The sequence below is a fragment of the Pseudochrobactrum mosebachae genome (assembly GCF_048914685.1).
Lineage (GTDB): Bacteria > Pseudomonadota > Alphaproteobacteria > Rhizobiales > Rhizobiaceae > Pseudochrobactrum.
This window is the reverse complement of record NZ_CP128408.1, coordinates 414,216-427,883: the sequence shown is the minus strand read 5'-3', so window position 1 is coordinate 427,883 and position 13,668 is coordinate 414,216. Positions and strand designations below refer to the sequence as shown.

Below are 13,668 nucleotides of genomic sequence, written 5' to 3'. Positions count from 1 at the left end.
AGACAGCATCATAAAACATGAGGTTGATTTACAAGCTGCAGGAAACGCAGCCCTCTACCTGAGTGCCTTCCAGAGCCATCTGGCGCAGACGAATATAATAAATCGTCTTGATTCCCTTACGCCATGCATAGATCTGCGCTTTGTTGATGTCCCGCGTTGAAGCCGTGTCACGGAAGAATAATGTCAGCGAAAGCCCCTGATCAACATGCTGTGTTGCAGCGGCATAGGTATCAATAATCTTCTCGACACCGATTTCATAAGCGTCCTGATAATATTCAAGATTGTCATTATCCATGAATGGGGCAGGGTAATAGACGCGGCCGATCTTGCCTTCTTTGCGGATTTCAATTTTAGCCGCAATCGGGTGGATCGAAGAGGTCGAGTTATTGATATAGGAAATCGAACCTGTTGGCGGCACGGCCTGCAGGTTACGATTATAAATACCATGCGCCATTACCGATTTGCGCAATTCTTCCCAATCAGCCTGCGTTGGAATGCTCACGCCGGCATTGGCAAACAATTCGCGAACACGCTCGGTTTCGGGCTCCCAGAGCTTATCGGTATATTTGTCGAAGAACGTGCCGTCAGCATATTTTGAATCTTCAAAGCCGACAAAGCTTGATTTGCGATCCATAGAAATGCGGTTCGACGCTTTAATCGCGTGATACACAACCGTGTAGAAATAAATATTGGTGAAATCCACACCTTCAGGGCTGCCGTAGAAGATCCGCTCGCGGGCAAGGTAGCCATGCAAGTTCATCTGACCAAGGCCAATCGCGTGGCTCTCATCATTGCCGCGGGCAATGGATGGCACCGAATTGATATTGCTCATATCGGATACGGCAGTCAGCGCACGGATAGAGGTTTCAACAGTTTTGCCGAAATCCGGAGAATCCATGGTCATGGCAATATTCAACGAGCCGAGATTGCACGAAATATCTTTACCGATATGTTCGTAATTCAAGTCATCTTTATAGGTGCTGGCTTCACTGACCTGCAGGATTTCAGAGCAGAGATTGCTCATGGAAATACGGCCTGCAATCGGGTTCGCCGCATTCACCGTATCTTCGAACATGATATACGGATAGCCGGATTCAAACTGGATTTCGGCCAGTGTCTGGAAAAATGCGCGCGCTTTGATCTTCTGTTTGCTGATACGACCGTCATCCACCAGTTCACGATATTTCTCGGTTACTGAAATCTCGGTGAATGGCACGCCGTAAACACGCTCAACATCATATGGCGAGAACAGATACATATCCTCGTCATTCTTGGCCAGTTCAAAGGTAATATCCGGAATAACAACGCCGAGCGACAGAGTTTTAATGCGGATTTTTTCATCCGCATTTTCGCGCTTGGTATCGAGAAAACGCATAATATCCGGGTGATGCGCATTCAGATACACCGCACCTGCGCCTTGGCGGGCGCCAAGCTGGTTGGCATAAGAGAAGGCATCTTCCAGCAGTTTCATAATCGGAATAATACCGGATGACTGGTTTTCGATCATTTTGATCGGCGCGCCATGCTCACGAATATTGGTAAGGGCAAATGCCACGCCGCCACCGCGCTTGGAAAGCTGCAGTGCTGAATTGATCGAGCGGCCGATCGATTCCATATTGTCTTCCATGCGCAGCAGGAAGCACGAAACCAATTCGCCGCGCTGCTTTTTACCGGCATTGAGGAAAGTTGGTGTTGCAGGCTGAAAACGACCTGAAAGCACTTCTTCCATAATCGAAACGGCAAGCGTTTCATCGCCTTTGGCCAGCGCCAGCGCCACCATGCATACGCGATCTTCATAACGTTCCAGATAGCGCAAGCCGTCAAAGGTCTTCAGCGTGTAGCTGGTGTAATATTTGAACGCGCCGAGAAAGGTCGGGAAGCGGAATTTCTTTTTATAGGCCAGATTGAAAAGATTCTGAACAAATTCAAAAGAATACTGATCAAGAACGTCTTTTTCATAATAATTTTGGGTGACCAGATAATCGAGCTTCTCTTCCAGGTTATGGAAGAAAACCGTATTCTGGTTGACGTGCTGCAGGAAATACTGGCGCACGGCTTTGCGATCCATATCAAACTGGATTTCACCGTCGGGACCAAACAGATTTAGCATCGCATTGAGTGCGTGATAATCCATGGCTGGTGCGTCTGCCTTTGGTTTCTCTGATCGCTGTAGCTCTGACACTGCCAATATCTCTTTCCTTAGATTCTTTTAAACTTTGTTTCTAACGGGGTAAGCGGCTGAATTATAGAGCTCATTCGCGCTATTATCCCCTGTCATGAAAGGGCTGTGGATATCGTCTCACGCAGCCCAGAATTTTTGCAGCCCGACCTGAACATTGATCACGTCTTCTTCGGTTCCTGCGAGTTCATAGCGATATAAAAAAGGCACCTGACATTTCTCTGAGATGACATTGCCGGCAATGCCATATGTCGCGCCAAAGTTCCGGTTTCCGCCGGCAATCACACCGCGGATCAGTGAACGGTTGCCGCTGTCATTGAGAAAACGGATCACCGGTTTAGCCACCGCACCACGCCCGTCACCAGCTGCATAAGTAGCAAGAACCAATACAAAAGGCTGAGTTATCTGTAAAAGATCAGCCTTCATGCTGCATTCGATACGTTCGGCAGGCAGGCCGGTTTTTGTTACAAAGCGGTGTGTATTCTGCGTGCCGCTGGAAAAATAAACGAGCAGGCCCATAGCCACTTCCTTATTCCAAAAATAATCCGTCAATACCGGAATTCAGGTGAGGATCAACAAGGCCATCCGGCTGTTGAGGTGGCTGCTGCCCGCGCTCTTTGCAAAGTCTGCGGGCAGGCCGTGTTTCAGGCGGATATATGTGTTTTATTCAAGCGCACATATCAACCAAAGCAGATGAAGTCAGGTCAGGCCAGTGCGCTGATCATATCCGGGCGGAAGCCCGCCCAATGCGTGTCTCCGGCAACCACAACAGGAACCTGCATGTAGCCGAGCTGCTTTACGGTATCAAAACCAACGGTATCTTCCGAAATATCAACGATGTTGAAGTCGATTCCCTGACGTTCCAAAGCGCGGTAGGTGGCGGTGCACTGAACGCAGGCTGGTTTGCTGTAAACGGTAATGGACATCGTATTCCTCATCTTTTAGCCGGCCTGTTATGCAATTAACATAATCCAGAGCCATATATGTGTTGTCTGGCTGCTGCATAATCCTTGCGGAGAACACTGAAAGCCAGTGTAGCGGGGGCTACAGCCCTTTGCAGGGCGCTTGCTTATTTCGGCCTTTGCAGGCCCATTTCTCATTCTGGCCTTTGCAAGCCTTTGGTCATTCTGCGCCTGATGGCGCTGCATTTCTGTGCATCTTATGATGCGCTGCTTTTCATTCCCGAGCTGAAGCCCGCAGATTTTTTGGTCGCATCCCTGTATTTCATACCTGCAAATACCTGAAGCATTCACCGGAGATACTGAATTCATACTTGCTGCACGGCCGCGCTTGATGACCGCTTTTAAAACTCATGAAATCGGCTGCTACTCTGGCGCTGCTACAAACAGGCCGTATAAAATGCTGCATAAAATTGCGGTTCAGACCGCGAAAACGCATGCTTTACTAAATCTGACTATAAATTGGGAACGGACGGCGAGAGAGGCTTTATAAACCCGTAGGTTTGAAATTCAGGGCTGGTCATAGAGAGCCATAGGGCGAATATCAGCCCGCAAGGCATTTAAGCTGCCAAACATTCCACCCTTCGTAAAGGTTGGTAATGAAGCAAGAGCTGCTGAAACAATCATCGTAACGGCAGGGCGTAATGCCTGCGTGTTAGTGAATATCTGAAAAGCAGCTCTGACCGTGTGCATAACCTGATTCCTGTTGCCTGCCTGAAACTTGATCTGTGTTCATGCTGTTTTGATAAACCGCATGAACATTACGAATCGTATTTCTTCCGTCTTCAACATTCCCGGAACCGTTTTTAAGGACAGGTTCCGATTCTATTTCCGGTAAAAGGCGCGCCTTTAAAATCCGGCAAAAAACGAGACACAGCAAAACGGGCTTACGCTGGGTATTTCCGTACAGACTGTGCCTGATAAAGCCGTCTGAGATGTCATTTTGAAGCTGCAGGTTGCAGAATCGAAAAACACCCTCAAGACACTATATATGGTATATGTTATGAATTTTTCGTCAACAGCTATGGTGTGTCTGACTGAATTTTACCCGCTATACACAGCTGAAAATTAAATCTGGATGGATGCTGAAAAAGCACAGCCGAGGCTTGCAGAGAAACTGCTGCCCGCCGACCTGATTCTTATATCTAGCATATAAGATATGGCTGGCTTTGGGCGAAAACTTTGCCGTTTTTTGAAAGATTCCCCGCTTTACACAAGTGGATAAATGCACATGTGATTCTTGAAGTATGATCATATGGCATTTTGTGAATGAGTAGAGGGAGGCTGGCGATTTGGATTCGGGCAGGGGCTGTACGGGAAACAAATCAACGACAGCAAAATATGCACATAAATGCGCTTATATATTTAATATCTATAAATTCTATATGGGGATTATGGTGGGCGATGAGAGACTCGAACTCCCGACATCTTCGGTGTAAACGAAGCGCTCTACCAACTGAGCTAATCGCCCGCTCGCTTGAAGCGGATATGTGCATGACTTAAGTGTGTTTCTATATAAATGCAAGCACATTCACATTCATATAGTTCATATTAAAGCCGCTTAAGAATATACGGTAGTAATATGATGGTGGGCGATGAGAGACTCGAACTCCCGACATCTTCGGTGTAAACGAAGCGCTCTACCAACTGAGCTAATCGCCCGCTCGCTTGAAGCGGCTGTGAGGCTCGTTTAAGGAATTCTGCGCAGGAGCGCAAGAGCAAAAATCAAAATAAAACAGAAATATGCATTAATTTTTTTTTGATCAGCCATCCGGCAGTGTTCCGCTGGCGATTTCCATATGATTCTTTGAATTCAGATGCTTACAGCGAGTAGGGGACTTATGTTTATGCGGAAAATCAGATGTTTTTTTAAGCCCCTTATATATATAAAGTGCGGTTAGCGGTGTTTATGCGCTTTTGTGCCTTTTCCTGCAAAAAACTTTATAAAGCTCGCTTGACAGTTCCCAATGAACCCATTAGACAGCGGCCATACCGGACGGAAACGTTGGTTAGCCAAAACGAAGCAAGCTTTGTTAGGCATCAGATGAATGTCTGAATAATGCGCGGGTGTAGCTCAGTTGGTTAGAGTGCCGGCCTGTCACGCCGGAGGTCGCGGGTTCGAGCCCCGTCACTCGCGCCACTTTCTCAAATATAAAATCATATATCGTGAGAGAGTGGCGCAACCCCGCCTTTTATTTTCCCAGTTTAATTGCTAATATTGTAATCTTGCTTGAGGCGAGATTTTTTTGCATTTATTTGTGAAGATTGTTCTAAAACCCTTTGATTTTAAAAGTGAATCAGGGTAGATACCAGCTTGCTTGATACAAGCACTGCGCGGGTGTAGCTCAGTTGGTTAGAGTGCCGGCCTGTCACGCCGGAGGTCGCGGGTTCGAGTCCCGTCACTCGCGCCACTTTCTCATAATGATTTATCATATATTGAGAGAGTGGCGCACCCCGCCATCTTATTCATGAATGATCAAAAATATATGATTTTGCCCTGTGTGCTTGCCCGTCATTGCAGGCAGGCAGTGAAGATTTTGCATGTCATTCATATGTGTTGACGCTCATCCGTATATATAAAGACAATACCGACACGTAAAAGCTGCAGACTTTTTATGTGTTTTGCACTCTCGGGCCTATGTGTGAGGAGAGGGTGTGGCTGCGGTTTTTGATTCTTTTTTGTATAATCGCGGTGGCAGTGCTATCGTGCTTTTATAATCTGGCTTGTTGTCGGCTTTTTATTCGTGGTTAGCTCGGATTAGGGTATCGATATGACGTGATCGTGACCTGTGCCTGCCTTGATCGTTAATTGTGTTAGGTGGCTGGGTCGAGGTTGTTAACAGGTTGGTCTTTATTAATCATATCCATGTGAGCGCATAGCTGACATGCGCTTTATAGGGTTGCGCAATCGGGTTGACTGCGTTAACCGTCCCACACAGAGCACTGTATTCGCACGGCATGCCTTTTGAAGCTGTTTGGGCGAGATTGATTGTAAGGTGCAATGTGTCACATGGCTGTAGCCGTTAAATGGCTTATGTAGTGCACAACTTTACATCTTGAAGCCGGAAATAGGGTAATGAACGAGCTTTTAAGTTCCTATCTGCCAATCGTCATTTTTATTGGCGTGGCAATGGTGATCGGGATTGCGTTGCTGGTAGCGCCGTTCCTGGTCGCATACAGACAGCCGGATCCAGAGAAACTCTCGGCATACGAGTGTGGTTTCAACGCGTTTGATGATGCGCGCATGAAATTTGATGTGCGTTTCTATCTGGTATCCATCCTTTTCATCATCTTCGACCTTGAAGTCGCATTCTTGTTCCCGTGGGCTGTGTCCTTCGGTGCAATCGGCATGTTCGGATTCTGGTCCATGATGGTCTTTCTTTCTGTTTTGACCATCGGCTTCATTTACGAATGGAAGAAGGGAGCCCTGGAATGGGATTGACCTCTGGCCAAAGTCCGATGACGCCAAATGGCGGACAAAACGGCGGTGTGCTTGTAGCGCCCCGCCCGAAGGGCATTATTGATCCCAATACCGGTAAGCTGATCGGTCAGGATGATGCATTTTTCGGTGAGTTGAATAATGAGCTCTCCGATAAGGGTTTCATCGTTACCTCGGCTGATGCGCTGATTACATGGGCGCGCACCGGTTCGCTGATGTGGATGACCTTTGGTCTGGCGTGCTGCGCTGTTGAGATGATGCATATTTCGATGCCACGTTATGATGCTGAGCGTTTTGGCATCGCGCCGCGTGCGTCACCGCGCCAGTCTGACGTCATGATCGTTGCCGGTACGCTGACCAATAAAATGGCGCCAGCTCTGCGCAAGGTTTACGACCAGATGCCGGAGCCGCGTTATGTGATCTCGATGGGATCCTGCGCTAATGGCGGCGGTTATTACCACTATTCCTATTCAGTGGTGCGTGGTTGTGACCGCGTTGTACCGGTCGATATTTATGTGCCGGGCTGCCCTCCGACCGCTGAGGCGCTTCTTTATGGTATTTTGATGCTGCAGAAGAAAATCCGCCGCACCGGTACAATTGAACGTTGATGGGGAGCGTGACCACTATGACTGAAGAAGCTCTCTTGGAACTTTCAGGCTATTTGTCTGAGCGTCTTGAAGGTAAGATCGATAGCGCATCATTGAGCTATGGTGAATTGACCCTCAATATTGCGATTGATCAGATTGTTCCGGTTCTCACATTTCTGCGTGATGATGTGCAGTGCCAGTTTGTAAACTTCACCGATTTGAGCGGCGTGGATTATCCGGGTCGTGCCAAGCGTTTTGATGTTGTTTATCAGCTGTTGTCGCCGCGTCATAATCTGCGCATCCGCATTCGTTTGGTAACGGATGAAGATACGCCGGTGCCGTCGATCACTGGTGTGTTTGCCGGTGCATTGTGGTTCGAGCGTGAAGCCTATGACATGTACGGCATTCTGTTTTCCGGACATCCGGATCTGCGTCGTATTCTCACAGATTATGGCTTTGAAGGTCATCCGCTGCGTAAAGATTTTCCACTGACCGGCTTTGTTGAAGTCCGTTATGATGATCAGGTCAAGCGCGTGGTTTATGAGCCGGTTGAGCTGCGTCAGGAATTTCGTAATTTTGACTTTTTGTCACCATGGGAAGCAACCGATTATGTGCTGCCCGGCGATGAAAAAGCCAAAACCAACTGAGCTGTATTTTTAACGATTGAGGATTAAAAAATGTCTGATCGTGCCAAGCTGGAAGGACGCTGCCTTTGTGGTTCTGTGCGTTTTTCAGCGAAGCCTGTGAATGACGAAATGGGTGCCTGTCACTGTGCAATGTGCCGCCGATGGTCCGGTGGTGTGTTTCTCAGTGTGGATTGCGGCAATAGTATTGAAATCACAAAGGGCGATGATCTTGCCTTTTACGGCTCTTCCGAATGGGGGGAGCGTGGTTTCTGTAAAGCCTGCGGTTCAACACTGTTGTGGCGTATGCAGGACGGTACTCATAATGTCGCTTCGGTTCAGGCGTTTGAAAATCCTTCGCAGTTCAGATTTACGTCGGAAATCTATGTCGACAGCAAGCCTGATAATTACGCATTTGCCAATGATACGCGCAAGATGACGGAAGCAGAGTTTCTGGCAGCTTTTGCCTCTACACAGGATGCCGAGAATGGCTGAAACACAAGTTCGCAATTTTAATATCAACTTCGGCCCGCAGCATCCGGCTGCGCACGGCGTTTTGCGTCTGGTGCTCGAGCTGGATGGTGAAGTGGTAGCCCGTGTCGATCCGCATATCGGCCTGTTGCACCGCGGCACTGAAAAGCTGATGGAAACCAAGACCTATTTGCAGGCTTTGCCTTATCTCGACCGCCTCGATTACGTGGCGCCGATGAATCAGGAACATGCCTATGCAATGGCGGTCGAGCGTTTGCTCGGCGTTACTGTGCCTAAGCGCGGTCAGCTGATCCGCGTGCTGTATTCTGAAATCGGCCGTATTCTCAACCATATCCTCAACGTGACCACGCAGGCCATGGACGTTGGTGCTTTGACACCGCCGCTCTGGGGCTTTGAAGAACGTGAAAAGCTGATGGTGTTTTACGAGCGCGCCTGTGGTGCCCGTATGCATGCGGCCTATTTCCGTCCGGGTGGCGTGCATCAGGATTTGCCTGAGCAGCTGGTGCAGGATATTGCCAACTGGATTGATCCGTTTTTCAAGACACTGAATAATCTTGATAACCTCATCACCAATAACCGTATTTTCAAGCAGCGTAACGTCGATATCGGCGTGGTTACACTTGATGATGCATGGGCATGGGGCTTCTCAGGCGTTATGGTTCGCGGCTCGGGCGCGGCATGGGATCTGCGTAAGAGCCAGCCATATGAGTGCTATTCTGAAATGGAATTTGACATTCCGGTCGGTAAAAACGGTGACTGTTATGACCGTTACCTGATCCGTATGGAAGAAATGCGCCAATCCGCATCGATCATGCGCCAGTGCTGCGAATTGCTGTTGGGCAAGGAGCGTGTCGGGCCTGTTTCAGCGATGGATAACAAGATTGTTCCGCCAAAGCGTGGCGAAATGAAACGCTCGATGGAAGCTCTCATCCATCACTTTAAGCTTTATACTGAAGGTTACCATGTGCCGGAAGGCGAGGTATATGCCGCAGTTGAAGCGCCGAAGGGTGAATTCGGTGTTTATCTGGTGTCTGACGGCACCAATAAGCCATATCGCTGCAAATTGCGTGCGCCGGGTTTTGCTCATCTTCAGGCCATGGATTTCATTTGTCGCGGTCACATGCTGGCCGACGTCTCCGCAATCCTTGGCTCACTTGATATTGTGTTTGGTGAGGTAGACCGCTGATGTCCGTCCGTCGTCTCGCAGATGATTCTGTCCAGCCAGCCGCTTTTTCCTTCAATGCGGAAAATGCAGCATGGGCTGAAAAAACAATTAATAAATTTCCGGCTGGCCGCCAGCAATCAGCGGTTATTCCGCTGCTGATGCGTGCGCAGGAACAGGATGGTTGGGTTACCAAAGCATCGATTGAATATGTGGCAGCAATGCTCGACATGCCTTTGATCCGTGTTCTGGAAGTGGCAACATTCTATACCCAGTTCCAGCTTAAGCCTGTTGGCACCCGTGCCCATATTCAGGTTTGCGGTACCACGCCGTGCATGTTGCGCGGCTCGGAAGAGCTGATGAAAGTGTGCAAGCACAAAATTCATCACGATCCGCATACGCTGAATGCCGATGGCACATTGTCATGGGAAGAAGTTGAGTGTCAGGGTGCTTGCGTCAATGCGCCGATGGTCATCATCTTCAAAGACGCTTATGAAGACCTTACCCCTGAACGCCTCGCTGAAATTATTGATGCTTTTGAGGCTGGCAAGGGTGATACCATTGAGCCGGGTCCGCAGATCGATCGTGTATTTGCAGCACCTGCCGGTGGTCTGACATCTTTGACTGATGGCAATCCGAAAGCAGAGGGCTGATCTATGCTGGCTGATAAAGATCGCATCTTTACAAATATTTACGGCATTAAAGACAAGTCGCTGAAAGGCGCTATGTCACGTGGTGCCTGGGATAATACCAAGGGACTGGTCGAAAACGGCCGTGACTGGATCATTAATGAAATGAAGGCTTCCGGCCTTCGCGGACGCGGCGGCGCAGGCTTCCCGACCGGCATGAAATGGTCATTTATGCCAAAAGAAAGCGACGGTCGTCCGCATTATCTCGTGGTAAATGCCGATGAATCCGAGCCCGGCACCTGTAAAGACCGTGACATCATGCGCCACGATCCGCATACGCTGATCGAAGGCTGCGTGATTGCCGGTTGTGCAATGGGCGCCAACACTGCTTATATTTATCTGCGCGGCGAGTTCATGCGTGAGCGTGAAGCCCTTCAGGCTGCCATTGATGAATGTTACGATGCAGGTCTGCTCGGCAAAAATAACAAATGCGGCTGGGATATGGATATTTTCCTGTCCCATGGTGCAGGCGCTTACATTTGCGGTGAAGAAACGGCGCTTTTGGAAAGCCTTGAAGGCAAGAAGGGGCAGCCGCGTTTGAAGCCGCCTTTCCCTGCCAATATGGGTCTTTATGGTTGCCCGACCACTGTGAATAATGTGGAATCCATTGCTGTTGCGCCGACAATTTTGCGCCGTGGCGGTGCATGGTTCTCGTCCATTGGACGTCCGAACAATGTTGGTACCAAGCTGTTCCAGATTTCCGGCCATGTGAATACCCCGTGCACCGTTGAAGAAGCGATGGGCGTGCCTTTCCGTGTGCTGATTGAAAAACATGCCGGCGGTATCCGCGGCGGTTGGGACAATCTGCTCGCGGTTATTCCAGGTGGCGCTTCCTGTCCTGTGGTTACAGCTGAAAATATGATGGATGCTGTGATGGATTTCGACGGTATGCGTGATGTTAAATCATCATTCGGTACCGGCGGTGTCATCGTTATGGATAAATCTACGGATATTATCAAAGCGATTGCGCGTTTGTCACAGTTCTTCAAGCATGAAAGCTGCGGCCAATGCACGCCTTGCCGTGAAGGCACGGGCTGGATGTGGCGTGTGATGGAACGCATGGTCACCGGTAATGCGCAGAAGCGCGAAATCGACATGCTTTTTGATGTGACCAAGCAGATTGAAGGTCACACCATTTGTGCGCTTGGTGATGCGGCTGCATGGCCAATTCAGGGTCTGATCCGCAATTTCCGTCCGGAGATTGAAAAGCGTATTGATGATTATACCCGCAATGCTGTGCAGAGCCGTAATATCCGGCTTGAAGCTGCGGAATAACAGTTCGGAGCAGATCGGCGTTAGCCGGTCTGACCGTTTTTAAACTATGTGGCTTAACAGCCGCGGATTTGAATTTATGCGGCTAAAGCCGCAGGTTTGGACAAGCGATGGCTAAGATCAAGGTTGACGGTAAAGAGATCGAAGTACCCGATCACTACACGCTTCTTCAGGCAGCCGAAGAGGCTGGCGCTACTGTGCCGCGTTTCTGTTTCCATGAACGCCTCTCTATTGCCGGCAATTGCCGCATGTGCCTGGTTGAAGTGAAGGGCGGGCCGCCAAAGCCGGCAGCAAGCTGCGCTATGGGTGTGCGCGATCTGCGCCCGGGGCCAAATGGCGAAACACCGGAAGTTTTCACCAATACACCAATGGTCAAAAAGGCCCGTGAAGGTGTAATGGAATTCCTGCTGATCAATCACCCGCTGGATTGCCCGATTTGCGATCAGGGCGGTGAGTGCGATCTTCAGGATCAGGCAATGGCATTTGGTACCGATGGCTCGCGCTATCGTGAAAACAAACGCGCCGTTGAAAACAAATATATCGGCCCGCTGGTTAAAACGATTATGACGCGTTGCATTCACTGCACACGCTGCGTTCGCTTTACCACGGAAGTTGCCGGTATTTCTGAGCTCGGCCTGATCGGTCGCGGTGAAGATGCTGAAATTACCACCTATCTTGAACGGGCAATGACCTCCGAACTGCAGGGCAATGTGATTGATCTGTGTCCGGTTGGTGCGTTGACCTCGCGTCCTTATGCGTTTCAGGCGCGTCCTTGGGAGCTGACCAAAACAGAATCCATCGACGTTATGGATGCTGTTGGTTCCGCAATCCGTGTGGATACCCGTGGCCGTGAAGTGATGCGTATTCTGCCGCGCCTCAATGAGCAGGTGAACGAAGAGTGGATCTCCGACAAAACCCGCTTCATCTGGGATGGTCTGCGCACCCAGCGCCTTGATCGCCCTTATATACGTGTGAATGGTCGTTTGCAGCCTGCCACATGGCCGGAAGCTTTCGCAGCGGTTAAAGCTGCTGTTGCACGCAGTTCCGCCGGTAAAATCGGCGCAGTTGCCGGTGATCTCACAAGCGTTGAAGAAATCTTTGCACTGAAAAGCCTGATGACCAAGCTTGGCTCCGTCAATATTGACGGTCGTCAGGATGGCGTGGCGCTGGATCCGAGCAATGGTCGTGCGTCTTATATTTTCAATCCGACAATTGAAGGTATTGAGCAGGCCGATGCATTGCTGATTATCGGCTCGAACCCGCGCTTTGAAGCCTCTGTTCTCAATGCACGTATTTTCAAGCGCCAGCGTCAGGGTAACTTCCCGATTGCTCTGATCGGTGAACAGGCCGATCTGCGTTATGAGTATGCCTATCTTGGTGCAGGCTCTGATAGCCTCGCTCAGCTTGTTGCTGGTAAAGACAAGTTCTTTGATACTTTGAAAAACGCCAAGCGCCCGCTGATCCTGATTGGTCAGGGTGCACTTACCGGTGATACCGGTGCGGCAGTTCTGGCGCAGGCTGCACGTCTTGCCAATGCTGTTGGCGCAGTGAGTGATGAGTGGAACGGCTTTGCTGTTCTGCACACAGCCGCTGCACGTGTCGGTGCACTTGATCTCGGTTTTGTACCGGGTGAGGGCGGCGTTACAGCACAGAATATGGCTGGCGAAATGGATGTATTGTTCCTTGCCGGCGCTGATGAACTTGACCTGTCGAATAAAGGCTCAAGCTTCGTTGTTTATATCGGCACGCATGGCGATGCCGGTGCGCATGCCGCAGATGTAATTCTTCCGGGCTCAACCTATACGGAAAAGTCCGGTACTTATGTGAATACGGAAGGCCGTGTACAAATGGCTAACCGTGCCGGTTTTGCACCGGGTGAGGCCAAAGAAGATTGGGCGATCCTGCGTGCGTTGTCGGATGTACTTGGCGCCAAGCTGCCTTTTGACAATCTGGCGCAGTTGCGTGCCAGCCTTTATGCGGAATATCCGCATATGGCTGCTATTGACGCAGTTGCTGCAGGGCAGGGTGCAGATATTGCGGCTCTGGCTGCAAAAGCCACGCCTGTTAAAGCTATTACATTTGCTTCACCGGTCAGCGATTTTTATCTGACAAACCCGATTGCCCGTGCATCAGCTGTGATGGCTGAGTGTTCTGCACTGGCAAAGGGTGGTTGCCAACAGGCAGCCGAGTAAGCGTTCCTGCATAGTTTCAGGCTCACGGGCTTGAAACTATGCTGAAATATAAGGTTTACAGCTTGCCCTTGCGT

Annotated in this window: 11 protein-coding genes, 4 tRNA genes and 1 pseudogene; 10 read left to right on the top strand and 6 right to left on the bottom strand. The window is 49.7% G+C overall.

Annotation, left to right across the window (positions count from 1 at the left end; translation table 11 throughout):
* Positions 1 to 28 precede the first annotated feature (28 nt).
* The 6 genes from nrdE to MP213Fo_RS01900 all read right to left on the bottom strand — a co-directional run bounded on the left by nrdE (position 29) and on the right by MP213Fo_RS01900 (position 4,800).
* Positions 29 to 2,134 (bottom strand): class 1b ribonucleoside-diphosphate reductase subunit alpha, encoded by a 2,106-nt coding sequence (gene nrdE, locus MP213Fo_RS01925; protein ID WP_421090011.1) that lies wholly within the window; start codon positions 2,132 to 2,134, stop codon positions 29 to 31.
* A 165-nt stretch (positions 2,135 to 2,299) separates the two neighbouring features.
* Positions 2,300 to 2,698, bottom strand: a complete 399-nt coding sequence (nrdI, locus tag MP213Fo_RS01920) for a class Ib ribonucleoside-diphosphate reductase assembly flavoprotein NrdI (RefSeq protein WP_421090010.1) — start codon at positions 2,696 to 2,698, stop codon at positions 2,300 to 2,302.
* Positions 2,699 to 2,883: 185 nt separating this feature from the next.
* A complete protein-coding gene (nrdH, locus tag MP213Fo_RS01915; RefSeq protein ID WP_421090009.1) occupies positions 2,884 to 3,105 on the bottom strand; it encodes a glutaredoxin-like protein NrdH in 222 nt (73 codons plus the stop codon).
* Between the two features lie 543 nt (positions 3,106 to 3,648).
* The gene (locus tag MP213Fo_RS01910; protein WP_421090008.1) at positions 3,649 to 3,831 is read right to left on the bottom strand and encodes a hypothetical protein; all 183 of its coding nucleotides are present in this window, start codon (positions 3,829 to 3,831) and stop codon (positions 3,649 to 3,651) included.
* Between the two features lie 702 nt (positions 3,832 to 4,533).
* Positions 4,534 to 4,609, bottom strand: a tRNA-Val gene (locus MP213Fo_RS01905).
* Positions 4,610 to 4,724: 115 nt separating this feature from the next.
* A tRNA-Val gene (locus tag MP213Fo_RS01900) sits at positions 4,725 to 4,800 on the bottom strand.
* Between the two features lie 401 nt (positions 4,801 to 5,201).
* Here MP213Fo_RS01900 and MP213Fo_RS01895 point away from each other — a divergent pair.
* From MP213Fo_RS01895 to nuoG, 10 genes and pseudogenes are all read left to right on the top strand, one after another.
* Positions 5,202 to 5,278 (top strand) — tRNA-Asp (locus MP213Fo_RS01895).
* Between the two features lie 194 nt (positions 5,279 to 5,472).
* Positions 5,473 to 5,549, top strand: a tRNA-Asp gene (locus MP213Fo_RS01890).
* A gap of 665 nt (positions 5,550 to 6,214) precedes the next feature.
* A complete protein-coding gene (locus tag MP213Fo_RS01885; RefSeq protein WP_421090007.1) occupies positions 6,215 to 6,580 on the top strand; it encodes an NADH-quinone oxidoreductase subunit A in 366 nt (121 codons plus the stop codon).
* Positions 6,581 to 6,597: 17 nt separating this feature from the next.
* Positions 6,598 to 7,185 carry a NuoB/complex I 20 kDa subunit family protein gene (locus MP213Fo_RS01880; protein WP_421090972.1) on the top strand — a complete coding sequence of 196 codons (588 nt, stop codon included), beginning with the start codon at positions 6,598 to 6,600 and terminating at the stop codon, positions 7,183 to 7,185.
* Positions 7,186 to 7,202: 17 nt separating this feature from the next.
* Complete coding sequence (locus MP213Fo_RS01875) at positions 7,203 to 7,811, top strand: NADH-quinone oxidoreductase subunit C (protein WP_421090006.1); 609 nt, start codon at positions 7,203 to 7,205, stop codon at positions 7,809 to 7,811.
* Between the two features lie 30 nt (positions 7,812 to 7,841).
* Positions 7,842 to 8,282 carry a GFA family protein gene (locus MP213Fo_RS01870; protein ID WP_421090005.1) on the top strand — a complete coding sequence of 147 codons (441 nt, stop codon included), beginning with the start codon at positions 7,842 to 7,844 and terminating at the stop codon, positions 8,280 to 8,282.
* Positions 8,275 to 9,465, top strand: a complete 1,191-nt coding sequence (locus MP213Fo_RS01865; protein WP_421090004.1) for an NADH-quinone oxidoreductase subunit D — start codon at positions 8,275 to 8,277, stop codon at positions 9,463 to 9,465. Before MP213Fo_RS01870 ends, MP213Fo_RS01865 begins: the two co-directional genes overlap by 8 nt.
* Positions 9,465 to 10,070: pseudogene (gene nuoE, locus MP213Fo_RS01860) on the top strand (NADH-quinone oxidoreductase subunit NuoE); the annotation flags it as partial. The gene MP213Fo_RS01865 and the pseudogene nuoE, both read left to right, overlap by 1 nt.
* A 27-nt stretch (positions 10,071 to 10,097) precedes the next feature.
* Positions 10,098 to 11,405 (top strand): NADH-quinone oxidoreductase subunit NuoF, encoded by a 1,308-nt coding sequence (gene nuoF / locus MP213Fo_RS01855; protein WP_421090003.1) that lies wholly within the window; start codon positions 10,098 to 10,100, stop codon positions 11,403 to 11,405.
* A 107-nt stretch (positions 11,406 to 11,512) separates the two neighbouring features.
* The gene (nuoG, locus tag MP213Fo_RS01850; protein ID WP_421090002.1) at positions 11,513 to 13,594 is read left to right on the top strand and encodes an NADH-quinone oxidoreductase subunit NuoG; all 2,082 of its coding nucleotides are present in this window, start codon (positions 11,513 to 11,515) and stop codon (positions 13,592 to 13,594) included.
* Positions 13,595 to 13,668: the final 74 nt, after the last annotated feature.